The sequence below is a fragment of the Chryseobacterium sp. Marseille-Q8038 genome (assembly GCF_965111995.1).
Map to the genome: position 1 here is coordinate 1,952,881 of NZ_CBCOPN010000001.1, position 20,185 is coordinate 1,973,065.

The 20,185-nt window shown below is 35.8% G+C and carries 19 protein-coding genes; 9 read left to right on the plus strand and 10 right to left on the minus strand.

Annotation, left to right across the window (positions count from 1 at the left end; all coding sequences use genetic code 11):
* The first annotated feature begins 96 nt into the window (after positions 1-96).
* The 6 genes from ACWPWS_RS09090 to ACWPWS_RS09115 all read left to right on the plus strand — a co-directional run bounded on the left by ACWPWS_RS09090 (position 97) and on the right by ACWPWS_RS09115 (position 4,912).
* A complete protein-coding gene (locus ACWPWS_RS09090) occupies positions 97-501 on the plus strand; it encodes a hypothetical protein (RefSeq protein WP_454046252.1) in 405 nt (134 codons plus the stop codon).
* Between the two features lie 37 nt (positions 502-538).
* Positions 539-1,144 (plus strand): hypothetical protein, encoded by a 606-nt coding sequence (locus tag ACWPWS_RS09095; RefSeq protein ID WP_454046253.1) that lies wholly within the window; start codon positions 539-541, stop codon positions 1,142-1,144.
* Positions 1,145-1,270: 126 nt separating this feature from the next.
* Complete coding sequence (locus ACWPWS_RS09100) at positions 1,271-2,434, plus strand: iron-containing alcohol dehydrogenase (protein ID WP_454046254.1); 1,164 nt, start codon at positions 1,271-1,273, stop codon at positions 2,432-2,434.
* A gap of 319 nt (positions 2,435-2,753) precedes the next feature.
* Positions 2,754-3,215, plus strand: coding sequence for a lipocalin-like domain-containing protein (locus tag ACWPWS_RS09105; protein ID WP_209785166.1), 462 nt, complete (start codon positions 2,754-2,756; stop codon positions 3,213-3,215).
* Positions 3,216-3,279: 64 nt separating this feature from the next.
* The gene (locus ACWPWS_RS09110) at positions 3,280-3,936 is read left to right on the plus strand and encodes a GDSL-type esterase/lipase family protein (protein ID WP_454046255.1); all 657 of its coding nucleotides are present in this window, start codon (positions 3,280-3,282) and stop codon (positions 3,934-3,936) included.
* A gap of 10 nt (positions 3,937-3,946) precedes the next feature.
* On the plus strand, positions 3,947-4,912 hold the full coding sequence (locus ACWPWS_RS09115; RefSeq protein ID WP_454046256.1) for a tetratricopeptide repeat protein: 966 nt from the start codon (positions 3,947-3,949) through the stop codon (positions 4,910-4,912).
* Between the two features lie 36 nt (positions 4,913-4,948).
* On the opposite strand, the gene ACWPWS_RS09120 is transcribed toward ACWPWS_RS09115, so the two are convergent.
* The 3 genes from ACWPWS_RS09120 to ACWPWS_RS09130 all read right to left on the minus strand — a co-directional run bounded on the left by ACWPWS_RS09120 (position 4,949) and on the right by ACWPWS_RS09130 (position 8,655).
* The gene (locus ACWPWS_RS09120) at positions 4,949-6,301 is read right to left on the minus strand and encodes a DEAD/DEAH box helicase (protein ID WP_454046257.1); all 1,353 of its coding nucleotides are present in this window, start codon (positions 6,299-6,301) and stop codon (positions 4,949-4,951) included.
* 171 nt (positions 6,302-6,472) lie between these two features.
* Positions 6,473-6,982 (minus strand): hypothetical protein, encoded by a 510-nt coding sequence (locus tag ACWPWS_RS09125; protein WP_454046258.1) that lies wholly within the window; start codon positions 6,980-6,982, stop codon positions 6,473-6,475.
* Between the two features lie 26 nt (positions 6,983-7,008).
* The gene (locus tag ACWPWS_RS09130) at positions 7,009-8,655 is read right to left on the minus strand and encodes an ABC1 kinase family protein (RefSeq protein WP_454046259.1); all 1,647 of its coding nucleotides are present in this window, start codon (positions 8,653-8,655) and stop codon (positions 7,009-7,011) included.
* 210 nt (positions 8,656-8,865) lie between these two features.
* On the opposite strand from ACWPWS_RS09130, the gene ACWPWS_RS09135 reads away from it, so the two are divergent.
* The gene (locus ACWPWS_RS09135) at positions 8,866-9,030 is read left to right on the plus strand and encodes a hypothetical protein (protein WP_454046260.1); all 165 of its coding nucleotides are present in this window, start codon (positions 8,866-8,868) and stop codon (positions 9,028-9,030) included.
* Between the two features lie 235 nt (positions 9,031-9,265).
* Positions 9,266-9,910: a hypothetical protein gene (locus ACWPWS_RS09140; RefSeq protein ID WP_454046261.1), complete on the plus strand. Its 645-nt coding sequence runs from the start codon at positions 9,266-9,268 to the stop codon at positions 9,908-9,910.
* 55 nt (positions 9,911-9,965) lie between these two features.
* Here the strand turns inward: ACWPWS_RS09140 and ACWPWS_RS09145 are convergent, their stop codons facing one another.
* Entirely contained in the window at positions 9,966-11,474 is a 1,509-nt protein-coding gene (locus ACWPWS_RS09145) for a nitrilase-related carbon-nitrogen hydrolase (protein ID WP_454046262.1), read from the minus strand.
* Between the two features lie 89 nt (positions 11,475-11,563).
* Between ACWPWS_RS09145 and ACWPWS_RS09150 the strand changes: the two genes are divergently transcribed.
* The gene (locus ACWPWS_RS09150; RefSeq protein ID WP_454046263.1) at positions 11,564-11,950 is read left to right on the plus strand and encodes a hypothetical protein; all 387 of its coding nucleotides are present in this window, start codon (positions 11,564-11,566) and stop codon (positions 11,948-11,950) included.
* 990 nt (positions 11,951-12,940) lie between these two features.
* Here ACWPWS_RS09150 and guaA read toward each other — a convergent pair.
* The 6 genes from guaA to ACWPWS_RS09180 form a co-directional block, all read right to left on the minus strand.
* Complete coding sequence (gene guaA, locus ACWPWS_RS09155) at positions 12,941-14,470, minus strand: glutamine-hydrolyzing GMP synthase (RefSeq protein ID WP_454046264.1); 1,530 nt, start codon at positions 14,468-14,470, stop codon at positions 12,941-12,943.
* Positions 14,471-14,661: 191 nt separating this feature from the next.
* Positions 14,662-15,900 (minus strand): phosphoribosylamine--glycine ligase, encoded by a 1,239-nt coding sequence (gene purD, locus ACWPWS_RS09160; RefSeq protein WP_454046265.1) that lies wholly within the window; start codon positions 15,898-15,900, stop codon positions 14,662-14,664.
* A gap of 89 nt (positions 15,901-15,989) precedes the next feature.
* Complete coding sequence (gene purH / locus ACWPWS_RS09165; protein ID WP_209785178.1) at positions 15,990-17,507, minus strand: bifunctional phosphoribosylaminoimidazolecarboxamide formyltransferase/IMP cyclohydrolase; 1,518 nt, start codon at positions 17,505-17,507, stop codon at positions 15,990-15,992.
* Positions 17,508-17,682: 175 nt separating this feature from the next.
* Positions 17,683-18,249, minus strand: a complete 567-nt coding sequence (purN, locus tag ACWPWS_RS09170) for a phosphoribosylglycinamide formyltransferase (protein WP_454046266.1) — start codon at positions 18,247-18,249, stop codon at positions 17,683-17,685.
* A 75-nt stretch (positions 18,250-18,324) separates the two neighbouring features.
* Positions 18,325-19,317: a phosphoribosylformylglycinamidine cyclo-ligase gene (gene purM / locus ACWPWS_RS09175; protein WP_209785180.1), complete on the minus strand. Its 993-nt coding sequence runs from the start codon at positions 19,315-19,317 to the stop codon at positions 18,325-18,327.
* 282 nt (positions 19,318-19,599) lie between these two features.
* Entirely contained in the window at positions 19,600-20,151 is a 552-nt protein-coding gene (locus ACWPWS_RS09180) for an NADPH-dependent FMN reductase (protein ID WP_454046267.1), read from the minus strand.
* Positions 20,152-20,185 lie beyond the last annotated feature (34 nt).

Consider the following 20,185-nt stretch of genomic DNA (forward strand, 5'->3'; position numbering starts at 1 on the left):
TGATTTTGAAATTAATTTAATTGACAAATGACAAAAATTGAGACCAAAATGCAAAAAAAATAATAGTAATTTTACTCTTCACACCATCCATCATCCATGAAAAAAATATTTACTTTTTTACTCATAGCCCTTCTTTTCATATCATGTGAAAAAGATTGTTATAATGCACCTCTTCCAGTCCTTTTTAAGTTTGTGGATTCTAATGATGAAAATCTTATTACCAATGGAATATTGACCACTTATTCAGTTCAAGACGAAGATAACAATAGCATCCAACTGTCCAAAACATCCGACAATATGATCATTGTAGAAAATGTAGGTGCTTATAATGGAACAAAAAAGTATAAATTCTTTTCTAATATTAAAGACTTAGACTTTTCAATACAATCATCGGAATTTAATGGAGGGTGTGATGGCTATCAAATTAATAAATTAACGTTTACAGGTATAGATATTGATGTAACTGCTGAAAAAGGATATTATAAAATTGTATTGGAATAATTCTCTTTCTTACTTTTGCACCGGAAACACATTCTCTATGAAACTCATCATCGCATTTTCCCTGATTCTCTCTAATCTGCTTTACAGTCAGGTCAAGGTTCCCGATGATTATAAAAAAATTCCCGATATTCTTGACACCATAGAATATCTCTATCCCTTCATTGTGCCGGATAAAGACTATGCCTACTGGCGCGTTCTCAGCAATGATACAGATTATGAAAAAGCAGTGATTTATGAAAGCCAGGCTCCTGACTTTATGACAATTAATGAACCAGTCCCGGAAAGAGGTTTTTTCCAGAAATGTATAGGGAACAACTGTTTTTCATACGTTCTTGCATGCAAAAACGAAAGATCGGTTTATTTTTCCAATGAGCAGCAGCTGAGAGATTTTATCGGAACGGTAGACAATCTTCCGGAGGCTATTTTAATGGCAAAAACGTACGGCTACTCCGTTGATACCACCAACAGATTTACCGGAGTTTATAAGATAGAAGACCGTCATATTTCTATGTATCTTATGCAGTCTAAGGGCTGTCCGGCTGTAAAAGAATCTTTTTTGGTAAAAATCAACAGAAGAACCGGAAAAATTGAAGCGAAGAGTAACGGTATTTATGCAAAAGATGAAAACTGTTCTTCTTTGTAATGATTTTTGGAAAAATAATAAGGCATAAATAGCTTTCATAAAATTGAATAATAGCAATTTTAAAATTTCATTAACTCACATTTCCTTTTTCATTCCGTAAATTTGACTTAAAATAAATTTAGAACAATGCTTAATTTCGAGTTTAAAAACCCAACAAAAATACTTTTCGGGAAAGGCGAAATCGCTAAAATTTCCAACGAAATTCCTAAAGACGCAAGAATATTAATGATTTATGGTGGTGGAAGCATCAAAAACAATGGTGTTTATGACCAGGTAAAAGAGGCTTTGAAAGATCATGAAGTGTATGAGTTTGGCGGAGTTCCTGCCAATCCTGAATACGAAGTTTTAATCAATGCTCTGAGCTTTATCAAAGAAAAAAACATTACTTACCTTCTTGCTGTAGGTGGTGGATCTGTAATTGACGGAACGAAGTTTATCTCTGCAGCAGCTCATTATGATGGTGAACCATGGGATATTTTGAGAAAGTCGGTAAGAACATTTGAAGGTCAGGGAATGCCTTTCGGAAGTATTTTAACACTGCCGGCAACGGGGTCAGAAATGAATTCCGGTTACGTAATCTCCAGAAGGGAAACCAATGAAAAATTATCTTCAGGAGGACCCGGACTTTTCCCTCAGTTTTCTGTATTGGATCCGGAAGTTATCCGATCTATCCCAAAAAATCAGATCGTGAACGGAATTACTGATGCTTATACCCATGTTTTGGAACAATATATGACCGCTCCTTCTTCTGCTGATCTTCAGGAAAGAATTGCAGAAAGCATTCTGATCAGTCTGCAGGATACCGTTCCAAAAGTATTGGCCGATGATTTCAATTATGATGCTGCAGGAAACTTTATGTGGTGCTGTACCATGGCTTTGAACGGATTGATCCAGAAAGGAGTCATTACGGACTGGGCAGTACACGCTATGGGACATGAACTGACTGCTTATTTCGGTATTGATCACGCAAGAACACTGGCTATTATTGCACCTTCTCATTACCGTTACAACTTTGAAGATAAAAAAGGCAAACTGGCTCAGTACGCTGAAAGAGTTTGGGGAATCAAAGACGGAACTGTAGAAGAGAAAGCTGAACTGGGAATCAAAAAAATGGAAGAATTTTTCCACAGCCTTCATATCAAAACCAAACTTTCTGAATATACAGAAGACTTCAAAGGAACTGCTGAAAAGGTTGAAAAAGCCTTTACAGACAGAAACTGGTTAGGGCTTGGAGAATACAAAAAACTGACTCCAAAAGATGCTTATAAAATTGTAGAAATGAGCTACTAAAGATTTTAAATTCAAGGTTTAAAGTTCAAGGTTTAAAGTTTGAAGTTAATATAGCAATTTATGATTGGGCCAAAGCCGGATCAGCCATTAATTTATATAGAAAGCGGGTTTCCACCCGCTTCTTTTGATTTTAGCAGTTACTATACTCTCTTTACCTTTTTAAAATCAATTTTTCATTTCCTGAGTGATTTATATCAGTTAAAATACCGATAACCTTCTCAAAATTATTTAATTTACAAACATTTGTTTAAAAAATCATTATTTCATTATAGATATTTCAAATTTATTTATATTTTAGCATATTCTTAAATTTGTGAAAATGAAAAAACAGCTACTTTTATTTGCCTTTTCTGCCCTGGCACTTACTTCTTGTAAAGATGACAATCTCGAAGCTTACGATATGGATATCATGAAGGGAGATTGGAAGGAAGTAAAAAGGGAAGTAATTTCCGGAAAAGATAATAAAACAGTGCTTTATACTGAAACTTTAACAGGATGCGCAGCTAAAAATACTCTTTTCTTAAGAACAGACTATTATGTAAGCTACACAGCATATACGGGAACAGGTGCAGATTGTACCCCATCGGAAAAAACTGAAGGAAGATATACCTACGATGCTGATTCAAAAGTGATTGGAATTAAACTTGGTGACGAAGGTTCTGTAAACTACAGAATTGATGTTTTGACAGGCAAAGAACTTAAACTTGCCCAGCAATCAGGGATCTTTGATATGGATGGAGATAAAATTCCTGACATTCCTTACGTTACTTACAAAAGATAAATCATAGACTCCCGCTAATCGGGAGTTTTTTATTACTTTTATATCTAATTTAAAACTGAATATAATGAAGAAGATTCTATCAGCATTTCTATTGCTGTACTTTGCTATTGCCTTTTCTCAGGAAAAAAAACCGATGTTCTGGCAGGATATCCAGGAGTTTAAAAAACTGGATCAGCAAAACCCGCCTCAAAAGGATGCAATCCTGTTTCTGGGAAGCTCATCATTCACAAAATGGACTGATATAGCAGATTATTTTCCCGGCAAAACAATTATCAACAGAGGATTCGGAGGTTCAAGACTTACTGATCTTAATGATTTTGCGAATGATCTTTTAGCTCCTTATCAGCCCAAACAGATCATCATTTACTGTGGGGAAAATGATTTTGCAGACAATCATCAGCTGAAAGCAAAAGTTGTGGTGAACCGCTATAAAGCTTTTTATAAAAAAATACGTGAAAGATTTCCTAATATTGAGGTGGATTATATCTCCATTAAATATTCTCCGAGCAGAGAAGTGATCTGGCCACAGATGAAAATTGCCAACAAAAAAATTGCTGCTTTTATGAAGAAAGAGCCTAATGCTGAATTCATTGATGTAACGAAAGCAATGGAAGATGCTGACGGAAATGTAAGAAAAGATATTTTTGTAGAAGATATGCTTCATTTTAAGCCTGAAGGATACAGAATCTGGACGAAGATCATCACTCCTTATCTGAAATAAACTGCAACCCATGATAAAAAAACCAATAACCACTTTATTTTTTATTTTACTGTATTCTCTTTCATTTTCTCAGAAGAAACCTAATGAAAAAACGATTCTTCAGGAACTTTCAGAAAAAGCCTGTCAATGTGCTGATTCTATTGCTCTGTCAAACCGAAAGAAGGAAGATATCATAAAAGATGTTCATGAATGTATTGACAAATATACAGGAGCACTTCAGATATCAACCCTTTTGAAAGGAGCAGAAAAACAGGCAGAAAAGACAACGGAAGTGAATGGAAAAAAAGAGATTAACCTGACTTTTAATACGAATAAGAATTCACAACAGTATAAGGACAGTTATAATGAGCTTGAGCGTTATCTGATGCAAAACTGCGAAAGCGTACAAAAAGCTACCCAAACTACTGAAACCAGCTATGACAAGTTCTCAAAGAATGATACAGCACTTAATTTCTATCAGAAAGCTGTTGACGCATCCAAGCAAGAAAACTGGAAGGAGGCCATTCAGAATTATGAGCAGGCTGTAAAGATTGATCCAAAATTCATTTATGCATGGGATAATCTGGGAATCTGTTATAGAAGAGTTGGAGAATATGATAAAGCTCTTAATGCTTATAAACAGTCATTGGCTGCCGATCCAAAAGGTAAAATGCCTTTACAGAACATAGCAATAACGTATGTTTATAAGAAGGAATATCAGAAAGCTATCGATGCCTATAACGATTTTGATAAAGTATATCCCGGTGATCCGGAAGTTTACTATGGGATGGGACAGGTCTATTTTACTCATCTGAAGAATAATGAGAAAGGTCTTGACAATATTTGTAAAGCCTACAGGATCTATTCTGAACAGAAATCTCCTTACCGATCAGATGCTGAAAAAATGATTGGATATATTTACAAGAGTATGAAAGAAGAAGGCAAAACAGATAAGTTTAAGGAAATTTTAAAGAACAATAACATTCAATTTGATTAAAAAATAAACTCCCAGATTAGAGTGGGAGTTTTTATTTTATTTCTTTCTTTTCGATTTCGATATTGCTTTCTGCTGGGCTCTGTTGGCTCCAAACTTCTTAGGTGTTTTTCTTTTGGAAGGACCACCCCAGTTTTCTTTTGTATTTTTAGCCTTCTTCTCATGGAATGCACCTCCTCCATCATTCAGTTTTACCTGAGCAGGATTCTTCATGACAATCTGATCTTCTTCAGCTGCAATTTTTTTAGGGTTGATCTTAACGTCTTCCGGGAATTCATTATACTTCAACTCCTTATCCATCAATAGTTCAATGTCAAGAATCAAAGGTTCTTCTTTTTTAGTGACAAAAGTAATTGCCTTTCCGTCTTTATCTGCTCTACCCGTTCTACCAATTCTGTGGATATATTGCTCCGGAATATCTGGCGTTTCAAAGTTGATCACATGGGTAATGCTTGAAATATCAAGACCTCTTGCCATTACGTCCGTAGTAATCAAACCTCTTACTTCTTCGTTCTCAAAGCTTTTCATAGCCTTAAGTCTGTAGTTTTGAGATTTATTGGAGTGAATCACATCAAACTGACCAGGGAAAAGCTCATCAATCTTAGTAAAGAGCAGGTCGGCATGTCTTTTATTATTATTAAAAATCAATACTTTAGACATATCTGCATTATTTTTCAGCAAATGTTCAAGTAAATTGATTTTGGTATTAAAGTTTTCAACCTTATAGGCAGTCTGTTCAATTTTTTCAAGCGGAGTTCCTGATTTTGCCAATGAAATTTCTATTGGATTTGCAAAATATACATCCAGCATTTCATCTACTGCTTCCGTCATGGTTGCAGAGAAAAGGATGTTTTGTCTCTTAGCTTTCATCATTTCAAAAATGTGAGTAAGCTGCGGCCTGAAACCTAAGTTAAGCATCTCATCAAATTCATCAATGACTAATTTCTGAACTTCTTTAAGCGAAATAGCATTGTCTATGGAAAGGTCCATCACTCTTCCCGGTGTTCCTACCAAAATATCACAACCATTGTTGAACAATAGTTTTTGCGTGTTGATATTTTTCCCACCGTATATTCCGATTACTCTTGCCGTAATGTTTTCTGTCAGTTTTTCAAGGATTTCAGTTACCTGAACCACCAATTCTCTTGTAGGAACAAGCACCAAAACAGTTGGATTTCCTGTCTTGCTGTATTTCCATGTTTTAAGAACGGGTAAAAGATAAGCTAATGTTTTCCCGGTTCCTGTTTGGGCAATTCCCATAACATCTCTTCCTGAAAGAATAGGTTTTATGCTCTTCTCCTGAATCGGGGTAGGTTCAAATAATTCCAAATCCGCTAAAACATCAAGAATTTTAACCGGAAGGTCAAAATCCGCAAAAGTGAGTTTTTCCATTTTGCAAAGATAGGCATTTAATTAGAAGTTGAAAATTAGGAGTAAGGAATTGGTCAATAGTGAATTTTGCTTCGCAAGTGAATTGTCAATTTGCTCCAAGATAAAAAACAAAGAACTTGAGTTATCAGGAAAAATAACTGATTAACTAGCAACCAGCAACAAATCAACTCCTTAATTTACTTTTACACTATTGACCTTGATTTTAATGTCATCATCTTCCCATTTACTGGAGGTAACAATAACATAACCTTTCTTTTTCGGATCTTTTTTGATGGGAAACCTATCCTCTTCCCACTGATCACAATGTGTTGAAATAGGTGATAATAATGGTTTCCAGCTTGCTTTACTTAAAGTATATACGTAGAATGGATGCCAGCAACTGGTACACCAATTGGGATAAAAACCAATCTCATCTTTCCCGTCACCATTAAGGTCTCCCAAATTGTACAAGCTTCCCTGGTTGGCTGGCGAAACAATTATAGAGGCTATACTTTTATCGCTGAAGTAAATAGTGGTCTCACATTTTCCTTCACATTCATCACCGCAGTCACTTACTTTTGTATAGGCATATTCTTTTGTTCCGTTTCCGTCAAAATCTCCCTGGACTTTTTCTTCATTTCCTTGCTGAGCAAAACAATACGAACTGAAAAAGGTTATTGCAGTTATAATAAGTGTTTTCATTGTAGGTTTTGGTTTTTATATGCGGCTTACTTTCTTGTAACTCTTAGCAAAAGTATCAGAACTAATATCATTGAGAAAATAAAGCCCAGAACAGCCACCAAAGACAACTCCCCGATTCTTGGTCCGGATTCTGAAGAAAAAACAATAGCGGTTGCAATGATATTGGCTCCTAAAACCATAGCCAGAATCAGATTGACAACACTTGATTTGATCACCTGGTTAGTTTTGTCTATATTTTTGATCTCACTGGATACTGTAAATTTGTTTTCATCTAGCTTTTGAAGCACAGAACGAAGCTCTTTCGGGATTTCATCAACATTATCCGTAAAATTCATCATCCGGTCCATTCCTGTTTTTAAAAGATTCTTAGGATTTATTTTCTTGGTGAAAATCTTTTTGGTGTAAGGATGAAGACTTTTCACGATATCCAGATCAGGATTAATACTCCTTCCAACTCCTTCTATCAGACTTATCCCTTTGAATAAAAGATAGAAATAATCCGGCATATAAAGTCTGTTGTCCTTCAAAATATCTTTCATCTTGTTAATGATCACCTGCACATTAATATCCTGTAATGATGAGCTGTGTACAAAATTCAGGATTTCTTCCACATCATTTTCAAAACGTCTTTCATCGGGGATCTCGTAACTGATGGCCATTTTTTTGAGGGAACGAACTATTTTATGTGAATTTTTGGCTACAAAACTTACGATAAGACTTTCAAGAATTTCTTTATCATTGGGCTGAATTTTCCCAACCGCCCCGAAATCAATAAAAACGATTTTACCATCTTTCTTCACCAGAATATTCCCGGCATGAGGATCGGCATGGAAAAATCCGTAATCTAAGATCTGAGAAACAAACAACCTTAATCCTGCTTCAGAAACTTTTACAGGATCAATACCATTGGTTAATAGAAGGGATTTATCTGTAACCTTGATCCCATCAATGAATTCCATACAAAGAATATTATTGTTGGAAAACTCTTCGTAGACTTTTGGAACATAGGTTTCTTTGTTATTTTTAAAATTAAGTCGGAACTGCAGGATATTGTTCCTTTCATTAGTCAAGGAAACTTCTTCCAGTAAAGATCTTTCAAAGGTAGAAATGGCCTGCTTCAGATTCAGTTTTTCTCCTATTTCCGAATAGGCAGATATCAGCTTTTCAATGTCTTTGATCAAAAGTAGGTCGTCTTCAATAACAGACTGTACGTCTGGTTTTCTCAATTTTAAAATTACCGGGCTGCCATCATTCAAAACAGCTTTATACACCTGGGCAATGGAAGCTGTAGCGATAGGTTCTTTCTGGATTTCACGGAAATAATCTTTCACGGAAATATTAAACTCGCTTTCCAGCGCTTCTTCTACGTCCATATCTACTGTTTCCACTTTATCCTGAAGCTTCTGCAGCTCCTGGATCAGTTCCGGCGGTAAAAGATCTTCCCTGTTGCTGAATGTCTGGCCAAGCTTTACAAAGGTAGGCCCCAGTTCCTCAAGAGCCAGTCTTATTCTTTCATAAACGGTTCCTTTAGAAATAATTTCATCCGAATTGGCAGTTTCTTCCTGCTTATTTCCTCCATTCATCCTTGCCAGCATATCTTTGAATCCATATTTACTCAGTACGGAAATCAGTCTTGCGGATCTTTTCAGTTTTCTTTGCGGCTTGTCAAACATAGTTTATCAATAGTAAGTGCAATTTACTCCAAAAATTGTTCCTTTATGAAAAGAATAGTGACAACAATATTACGATACAAAATTAAAAACTATAACACATAATCAATATTTTAAAGAATTAAATACATCAATAATTACAAAAACAATTATTTATTATAAAAATTAATATATTTACAACGTACAAATAAAACAAACCAAAAGTATTAGAACATGAAAAATTTACGTAACAACAAACTTTCAAGAGAACAATTAAAAGGGATTGCAGGAAGCGGAATCATTATTGGAAACTGCTCACACCAATGCTGTCCTACAGATGGAAGACCCAAATGTCCAGGATTGATTTGCCCTGCTGTAGTATGCCCTCAGTATATGTAAAATCAGATTTTATACAGAATTATACACTACCCGAAGAAATATTCTTTGGGTATTTTTTTTGCTCCAAAAAATGCCTATGTGCCAGAATGTATGGCACGTTATTTCTATCTAAAACAATAAAAAAACGCACCCAAATATTTAACTATCAAATAATTACATAAAAACACTTTAAAACGAGAATTAAATTCACAATCATATTCAATTAACAACAAACCATTAATTTAATTACAACACTATGTTAAAAAAAATTATTTCAGCTGGTCTTATACTATCAGCAGTCGTGTTTACAACACAAGTAAAAGCTCAGGTAGCATCAGCTCATTCTATTGCCGAAGTCGCTACAAAAGAAATGAGTTATTTAGGCCTTACAGAATCGCAGATGGGTAAAATTGAAGAAATCAATAAAACTACCGCAGATGCGCTTATTGCTCTTGACAGCAAAGCCGGTGATAATAGCAGTTCCCAAAACAACAAAGTAATTGCTGATGAGTTTGTAGGTATCATTGCCCAGCGTCATCAGGCATTGGGACAAATCCTTACTCCGGAACAGATGGCAGTGGTAAAACAGGACAGGGCAGAAAAAATTGCGCTTTTCAGAACATTGCTGATGGTCCCGATTCTGGATCTTACTGAAAGACAAGTTGAGCAGGCCTATGAGATCAACTTCAAAGGAGTTCAGGAAGTTCAGAAAGATTTTGGAAAGCGTCTTAATAAGAAAAATTCAGGTCCTGCAGATGCAGACAGCAATAAGGCAAAAAAGGTTATTATCAGTGATTTTAAAGCACTGGATAAAGATTTTAAAAAGATCTTAAGTCCTGAACAATTTGAGGTTTATAAAAACAATCAGGATTTAATTAGAGAATCAGCTAAGAAAGGATAGTTTAATCTGTTTGAATAATTAAAATTCCGGGGCAGCTAGCTGCCCCGGAATTGTTTTATTTAAGGTAAGTTTCATAAAGATCTTTTCTTCGGTCTTTCATTACCTGAACAGAACCGTTGTGATGAAGATCTTTCAGTAAATTCAGATCAACATCAACAATCAGAGTCATTTCTGTATTCGGAGTCGCTTCTCCTTTTACCGCATTAGACGGAAACGCGAAATCAGAAGGGGTAAATACCGCAGCCTGCCCGAACTGAATATCCATATTATTTACCTTGGGAAGGTTTCCTACACAGCCTGCAATCGCTACATAACATTCATTTTCTATGGCTCTTGCAGCAGCACAGTGGCGTACTCTCATATAGGCATTTTGGGTATCCGTCAGATAAGGAACGAATAAAATTTTCATGCCCTGATCCGCTAAAATCCTTGGTAATTCCGGGAATTCTACATCATAGCAGATGACAAGACCTATTTTACCACAGTCAGTATCAAAAACTTTAATTTCATTTCCTCCTTTCATCCCATAGTATCTCTTTTCGTTCGGGGTGATATGAATCTTTCTGTATTCATCCATACGGCCATCGCGGTGAAGAAGATAACTTACATTATATAAATCATTATTATCATGGTCAAAAACAGGCATGCTTCCGGAAATGATATTCACATTATAGCTGATCGCCAATTCTGAAATTTTATTCTTAATCTGTTCGGTAAGCTTAGCCAGTTCTATCATACTGTCTCTTTCGGAAAGATTATTGAAAGGAGCCAGTAAAGGGGTATTGAATAGTTCGGGGAAAAGAACAAAATCTGATTTGTAATCTCCCATCACATTCACAAAGAATTCTACCTGTTCATAAAAAGCATCGATATCTTTGAAGGTCCTCATTTGCCACTGTACCAACCCAAGACGGATAATACTGTCCTGCATGGTATTCGGTTTTCGGCTGTAATAGATATTGTTCCACTGCAAAAGAACTGCATTTTCTCTGGAAGCTTCATCTTCAGGAAGGTATTTTTTCAGGATTCTTATCGGAAGAAAATTGTTGGAAAGCTGGAAAGACAATACCGGATCATAGATCTCTTTATCTCTTACTTTTCTGATATATTCTCTTGGAGAAAACTCGTGGCTGTATTTGTGATAATTCGGGATTCTTCCGCCCAGAACAATAGACTTGAGGTTTAGTAATTCACAAAGTTCTTTTCTCGCATCATACAACCTTCTTCCCAACCGTAGTTCACGAAACTCCGGGTCAACAAAAACTTCAATTCCGTAAAGGACATTTCCCGTTGAAGTATGGGTATTGAATGTATAATTTCCGGTGATATCGCTATAGGTATGATCATCCCCGAATTCTTCGTAATTAACGATAATGGAAAGTGCTACAGCAGCCAGTTTACCGTCTACCGTAATACAAATCTGTCCGTTGGGGAACATTTTTGTCAGTTTATCAATACTTTTTTTGGACCAAATGGACTCCGACATTTGCGGGTAGGCCCTTTTCATCGTTTCCGCCAGTTCATCATAATCCTGAAGGGTCAGGTTTCTTGTTTCTATTTGCATTTGATGTAATTTTACTTAAATTTAGGAAAAATATTTTATTTAAATCCTTATATAAAAGTACTTTCCAACCATTTATATAAAAATTAACAGTGGATATTACCGAAACTTTACAAACAGCAGTTCACTCAAATAACTACTGGAAACATTCTGATTTCAGCTCTGTAGTGGAGGTACTTTCATTTCATTATGACATTCATATAGAAATGGATACAGAAAAAATTACGGCTCTGCACTTAGGAAATAAGCCCATAGGATATATCTGTCTGAATTATCCTCTGATTTTCATAGAGAGTCAATATGCTTTACAAGTAAAAAATCTTCTTTATACATTTCATAATATAGAATACATTATGGTCACTACTCTATCTCATCCATATCTGTCTGTAAATCCTGATATTTATAATGCTTATTTTGATTTTATGGAAAACTTGAATGCTTTTTCTGCTGAAGATTTTTATTTTTACAATGTAAATTAAAAATCATTCTTGTCCGATTAAATTAAAGCATAATTAGCAGGCCGCTCCTCTGGAGCTTTATTTTTATGGGAACTTCTTTTTTCTACTAACAGCAGATCCCAACGGGATCAAATCCAGCTCCACTGGGAGCTAAGCTGTTAATAGGACATATTTGTTTTAAAATTATAGCTCCGGAGGAGCGGCCTGTTAATTCATGCTGTAAATATTGATATTCTCAATGTATTTATACTTTTTATCGGAGAGTAATGATTATATTAAATTTTTATTAGCTGATGAAACCATACGCAGTAACTTTACTCATAAGCATCACCATTATTTTTATTCTAAGAATTTTTTATTCAAATTCAATAGTCAATCTCTCCCATAACGTAAACTTATTTTCTGTATCTGAAATAAAAGCTCAGGAAGTTAAAACCTTTGTTTATTTCTATTTAATAGGATCGGTATTATTAAATTATCTAATTTTCCATAAGCATATACTATTCAAACTGATATATTGTATATTAATTATGATCAATATTATACTTGTCATTTTTTCATTAAAACAGTTTTAATAGAAAATACAGGCTAAAAAGACAGATTTATACTATCAAATCAAAGCTTATTCTCATAATAAGTTCTATTATTTTAGAATTTAGAAAATATTGAACCTTAAGACTCTCCTAAGTAAGGGAAACTTGAACGAAACAGTAATCTATGAAAAGAATTTCAATAATTAATTTAGTAATATCATTGATTTACTTATTATTATCCATATATTTTCAGACAGAGTTTTTCCTTGAGTTCACTCCGGTGATTCTGCTTATTTTAATTATAAATTTTTATATTGTTCATCAGCATAATAAAAAGACAATCTTATATCTTATTAATGGTGTAATCCTTTTAATATTGATCTATTTTTTAAGCATTGGAATTATTTTAAGGCAAGATTGGTAACAAAAAATCCCACCCAAAGCGGGCAGGATTTGTATTTAAAATTCAAGTCAAGGATTATTCCCACTCAATAGTTGCAGGTGGTTTGCTTGAAATATCGTAAGCTACTCTGTTGATTCCTCTTACTTCGTTGATGATTCTGCTGGAAACAGTATCTAAGAACTCGTAAGGAAGTCTGCTCCACGTTGCTGTCATAAAGTCAATGGTATTGGCAGAACGAACTACAGCTGTGTATTCGTAAGTTCTTTCGTCTCCCATCACTCCTACAGATTTTACGGGAAGAAGAACTACAAATGCCTGAGATACTTTTTCGTAAAGGTCATTTTTATATAATTCTTCGATGAAGATATCATCAGCTTCCTGAAGGATTCTTACTTTTTCAGCATCTACCGCGCCCAATACTCTGATTCCTAATCCAGGACCTGGGAAAGGGTGTCTGTATACCATGTGATGAGGAATACCCAATTCTTCTCCTACTCTTCTTACTTCGTCCTTGAAAAGCTCTCTCAGAGGCTCTAATAATTCGAACTCCATATCTTCAGGAAGTCCTCCAACATTGTGGTGAGACTTGATTACTGCAGAGGGTCCGTTTACAGACTGGCTTTCGATAACATCCGGGTAAATAGTCCCTTGTGCAAGGAATTTAGCGCCTTCAATTTTGTGAGATTCTTCATCAAAAACGTGGATAAATTCGTTTCCGATGATTTTTCTTTTTGCTTCAGGATCGTCAACACCAGCTAATTTTGTAAGGAATCTTTCCTGAGCATCTACCATTTTAATGTTCATATGGAAATGCTCTCCATACTGATCCATTACTTTCTTCCCTTCATCCTTTCTCAATAATCCCGTATCTACGAAGATACAAGTTAACTGATCACCGATAGCCTTGTGGATCAAAACAGCGGCTACAGAAGAGTCTACTCCTCCTGAAAGACCAAGGATTACTTTGTTGTCTCCTACTTTCTCACGGATTTCCTCTACTGTTTTTTCAATATAGTTCGTCAGTTTCCAGTTTTTCTCTGAGTTACAGATTCCGAAAACAAAGTTTTCAAGCATTTTCCCTCCTTCTTCAGTATGAGATACTTCCGGGTGGAACTGAACGCAGTAGATTTTACTTTCTTCATTAGAAATAGAAGCAATTACTCCTGATTTTGCGTTTAGTTCAAAGCCTGCAGGCAATTCTCCTACTTCGTCAAAGTGGCTCATCCAAACAACAGAGTTCTGAGTCACTCCTTTTAATAAAGAGCTTTCTTTAACGATCTCAAGGTTGGCTTTACCATATTCTCCTTTTTCTCCTTTATTTACTTTTCCTCCTAAAAGGTGAGCAGTCATCTGCATTCCATAACAGATTCCCAATACAGGAATTCCTTGTTCGTATAATTCTTTTTCAACCAGGTGAGCATTTTCTGCATTCACAGAACTTGGTCCACCGGAAAGGATGATTCCTTTTGGCTGTTTTGCTAAAATATCTTGTAATGGTGTATTGTAAGGTAAGATTTCAGAGTATACACCCATCTCACGGATTCTTCTTCCAATAAGTTGGTTGTACTGGGATCCGAAATCTAAAATAATAATACCGTTGTTCATTTTGATAATTGATAAATGATGATTGATAAATGATAGAGCTAATGGCATTGACTAATGGCTTCTAGCTTGGAAAAAACTTCCCAATTTCACTTTCAGCAACTAATTTCTAACCTCTAGCGTCTAACTTCTAATTATTAACTGTTTTACAAAAAAAGACTTGGAATGTATCCAAATCTTTTTTCGTGATTTTATTAAAACTTTCCGATGTCTTCTCTGTAGAAGCCGTAATCGAAATGTACATGACCTGCATCTTCGTAAACTTTTTTGCGGGCATCTTCGTAGGTAGCTCCTGTAGCCACAATGTTCAGTACTCTACCGCCATTGGAAACCACTTTATCTCCTTTGCTAACTGCTCCGGCATATAATAGTTTACTATGTTTCAGCTTCTCTTCTCCTGTAATTTCGAAACCAATTTCGATGTTTCTCGGATAACCTCCTGAACACATTACAAGACAAACGGCTTTTTCATCTTTAAATTTAAGTTCAATGTCTTTTCCTTCCATACAGTCCTGGATCACATCAAGAAGATTGTTTTCCATCAATGCCATCAATACCTGAGTTTCAGGATCTCCGAATCTCATGTTGTATTCAAGAAGGTAAGTTCCGTTTTTCGTTACCATCAATCCGAAGAAGATGATTCCTTTAAATCCGAAACCTTCAGCTTTAAGACCTGTAATGGTAGGTTCTAAGATATTTTTCTCAAAATCTGCATAATGTTCCTGAGTAAATTCCGGGCTTGGTGCTACTGAACCCATACCTCCTGTATTGGGTCCTGTATCTCCGTTTCCGGCTTTTTTATAATCTTTTGCTGCTACACACGGGAATAGTTTATCACCGTTAGAGAAAGCAATGATAGAAGCTTCAAAACCTTGTAAATATTCTTCAATAACTAAACGAATACCAGCATCTCCATAGATTCTTCTGATCATGAAATCGTGGATGGTAGCTTCAGCTTCTTCAAGGGTGTCACAAATAACCACACCTTTACCACCAGCTAAACCACTAGCCTTGATTACCAAAGGATACTGCTGTGTCTGCACATATTCTTTAGCTTCGTTATATGAATCAAATACCACAGCCTTCGCTGTTTTGATATCATAGGTCTGCATAAATTTCTTAGAGAAAGCTTTACTTCCTTCCAGGCTTGCTACTTTTTGAGTAGGCCCAAAAACCTTAAGATCATGCTTTTTAAATTCGTCCTTGATACCCGCTACAAGAGGAGCTTCCGGACCTACGATCGTAAGATCAATCTTTTCTTTAATAGCGAAATCTCTAAGTTCTTTGATTTCTGATAAATGAACATTTTTCCCTATTACATCGGTAGTAGCATTCCCGTTGGCAAAAAACATTTTAGAAATTCTTGAGTCATTCTGAAGCTTTGCCGCTAAAGCAGATTCTCTACCGCCTTCACCTATGATTAATATTCTCATACTTTATTTATTATCTAGTCTTATTTTACAAATATATAATTTTGAATGCTAAAAATACAATCCCTAATTATTTTTTAATTCTATTTTAATTAGTGGAAAAAGTGTCTAACCCCTGTAAACATCATTGGAATACCGTGCTCATTTGCAGCTTCTACGCTATCCTGATCTTTTACACTTCCACCTGGCTGAATAATCGCCTTGATACCTTCCTGAGCGCAGAAATCTACCACATCACGGAAAGGGAAAAATGCATCTGAAGCCAGTACTAAATCTCCGGAGAATTTCTCTTTTGCTCTTTCGATAGCCTGCTGAGTCGCCCAGATTCTGTTTACCTGTCCGCCACCAATACCGAACGCCTGAATTCCGTTGGAAACTACAATTGCGTTTGACTTCACATATTTTACTACTCTCTGAGAGAAAAGTAATGCTTTTTTCTGCTCTTCTGTAGGCTGTACTTCTGTAACAACTTTGATATCGTCAGAGAAGTGAGTATCGTTATCCTGAACTAAGATACCACCGTCTACTTTCACCCAAGTCTGTTTGTCAGAAACAGGGTTTACGATTTTGATGATTCTCAGGTTTTTCTTTTTTCTTAAAATTTCAAGAGCTTCTTCATCAAATTCAGGAGCCATTACAATCTCAAGGAATGTTTTGTTTAATTCTTCCGCTGTTGCTGCATCAATTTTATAGTTCATTGCAACAATTCCGCCAAAGATAGAAACCGGATCACATTCGAATGTTTTCTGGTACGTCTCCAATGCTGAAGTTCCGATTGCAACACCACAAGGGGTAGAGTGTTTTACGGCACAACAAGCCATTTCTTCTTTGAACTCAGTCACTACTTTCCAGCAAAGGTCCATATCACGAAGATTGTTGAAAGAAAGTTCTTTACCACCCAGCTGTTCAAAGTCTTTCATTGCTCCATTCTCGAAAGTAGAAACGTAGTAAGCAGCTGTCTGGTGAGGGTTTTCTCCGTATCTTAGGTCAGCAACTTTTTTATAAGAAGCATTCAGGTAAGTAGGATATTCTTCATCTAAAAGCATTCTTGAAATTGCTGCATCATATGCAGAGGTAAGGTTGAATACTTTTCCTGCCAGTTTTTTACGGGTTTCAATGTAAGTATCCCCGTTTTGCTCCATTTCGATTTTCACTGCTGCATAATCTTCAACATCAGTGATTACCGTTACAGAATCAAAGTTTTTAGCTGCAGAACGAAGCATTGAAGGGCCTCCGATATCGATAAACTCTACTTTTTCATGTAAAGAAATGTCTTTGTTTACATTTTCAAAGAAAGGGTAAAGGTTTACGATTACCATGTCAATCAGACCAATTCCGTGTTCCTGAACGGTTTTCATGTGCTCTTCGTTGCTACGAACAGCCAACAATCCTCCGTGAACTTTTGGGTGTAAAGTTTTCACTCTTCCATCCAACATTTCAGGGAAATTGGTTACCTCATCAATCTGAATAGGATTTAAACCAGCGTCTTTCAAATGTTTGAACGTTCCTCCTGTAGAGATCAACTCATAATTCTGAGCTTCCAAAAACTGCGCGAATTCAATTAATCCACCTTTGTCAGAAACACTGATTAAAACTCTCTTTTTACTCATTTTACTTTCAATTTTTTACTTTTTACAGCTATTTCAAACTGTGTCCGGGTCTTTCACCTCCGAACTTACTTTTATTTTTACTTAGATTTCTTTTTATTAATGTAACAATGTATCAGTTTAGCAATATAACAATACCTATAACATTGGTAAACTGGTAAATTGTTAGATTGTTACATTATTTATTTCCCAGGACCTTATTGATCGCTATAGGAAATATCTCATATTCAATCTGGTGGACTTTCTGAGCCAGTGTTTCAGGAGTATCATCAGCAGTCACTTCAAAAGACTTCTGAAGAATAGGTTCTCCCTCATCAATGCCCGGCGTTACAAAATGTACAGTCGCCCCACTCTCTACTTCTTTAGCTTCAATCACAGCGTTATGAACATGATGTCCCCACATTCCTTTTCCTCCAAATTTCGGAAGCAATGCCGGATGAATGTTGATAATTTTTCCGTTCCAGTTTTCGCAGAATTCAGATTTTAAGATGGATAAAAATCCTGCCAATACGATTAAATCTGTATTTTCCGGAATGATTTTACTCAATTCGCTGCTGAAGTTTTTCCCTCTCGGAATCAGAACGTTTTCTATGTTATGGTTTTTTGCTCTTTCCAATCCGAAACATTCTCTGTCGGCAATCACTAAAGATACTTTTGCATTCTGGATTTCTCCATTATCAATGGTATCAATGATTCTCTGCAGATTGGTTCCTGAACCGGATACAAGCACAACGATGTTCTTCATTATTCAGATGTTAGATGTCAGATTTAAGATTACAGACTTACAGCCTGATGTCTAGAGTCTGAAATCTGATGTCATTTAAAATTTCAAATCGATTTTTTCTGCTCCTTCAGTGATTTCCCCGATTTCGTAAGCATCATCTAAAAGGTGCAATACTTTTTCAGCATGTTCAGCATCTACAACGATTACCATACCCACACCCATATTGAATGTTCCGTACATTTCCTCACGGGCTACTCCACCTCTTTTTTCCAACTCAAGCATTACACTAGGAATTCTGATTTTTGATTCGTCGATAGAAGCACAAAGTCCTTCAGGAATAATTCTTGGAACGTTTTCGTAAAGACCACCACCTGTAATGTGAGCAATTCCGCTTACTTTTACTTCTTCCAATACTTTATGAATATCTTTATAGTATAATCTTGTAGGAACAAGAAGTGTTTCATATAAAGGTTTTCCTTCAAACTCTTCTTCAAAGTTCGGGAATACTTTTCTTACTAAAGAGAATCCGTTTGAGTGGAATCCTGAGCTTGGCAATGCAATAATTTTGTTACCCGCTTTGATGGTAGAACCGTCAATGATCTGGTCTTTTTCTACGATTCCTACACAGAATCCAGCAACATCATAATCTCCAGGCTGGTACATTCCCGGCATTTCAGCAGTTTCTCCACCAATCAGTGCACAGTTGTTATCCTTACACGCTTCCACCATTCCTAAAACGATTTCTGCAGCGATTTCTGAATCAAGTTTTCCACAAGCCAGATAATCTAAGAAGAATAAAGGTTTTGCTCCGTGGCAAAGAATATCATTGGCACACATTGCGAAGCAATCTACCCCGATAGAATCATATTTTTTGGTATCTAAAGCTACTTTCAGCTTTGTTCCTACTCCATCTGTTCCTGATACAAGAACCGGATTTTTATATCCACCGATTTCATAGAAAGCACCAAAACTTCCCAAATGATTCAATACATTGGAATTGTGGGTTTCACCGACCGCTTTTTTGATCTTGTCAACCGTTTTGTATCCTTCTTCTTTGTCTACTCCTGCTGATTTGTAAGTGTTGCTCATGTCTGCTTAGATTTTTAGATTTCAGATTTCAGATTTCATACTATTTATGATCTAGTAACGGCTTCTGGAGTCTTCTTATCTTTTAATATTTCAATTACTTTTATACTCGATTTTAGAAAACAAAAAAGCCGACAATCTTTTCAGATTATCGGCCGTTATTTTATCTCAGAATTTCAGAGCCCACAACTTTCCCTTTATGAGAAAAACATTGTTTATAGGAGGTCTGAATTTTCATCTCTTTTCTTTTTGCAAAAATAGTAATTTTAAATGAATATTCAAATTCTATTTTTCAAGGATGGTTTCAATGGCCGCAATCTTCTTTATTTTTTCTTTCAACTCATTGATTTTCTCTTCATTAGAAATCTTCTGAGTGGTTTTATCAAAGTTATCATTAAAGAAAGGAAGTGAAAAAGTTTCCACCACATTTCCTCCGTGGAAAGGAAAACGCTTTGATGCAGCATCTAAAACTCCTGCTCCACCTCTACCTCCCGGAGATGTAGACATCAATAACATGGGCACTTCATTCCAAACTGTTCTGTCTTTGATTCTTGATACCCAGTCGAACACATTTTTGAATGCTGTAGAATAGGTTCCATTGTGTTCTGCCAAAGCGACCAACAATACATTCGCACCATCAATTTTAGCTGCAAATTCATGAGCTTCCTGAGGAACTCCACCTGCTAATTCTCTTTCATGTTTATAGATTGGCATTTCGAAAGGATTCAGATCCACTACTTCTACTTCTGCATTTTCAAATAATGTAGATGCATAGGCAACCAACTGTTTGTTCATTGAAACGTCTGAGTTACTTCCTGCTATTGCTAAAATTTTCATATGTGAGGTTTATTTTTAAGATTACAAATTTAGT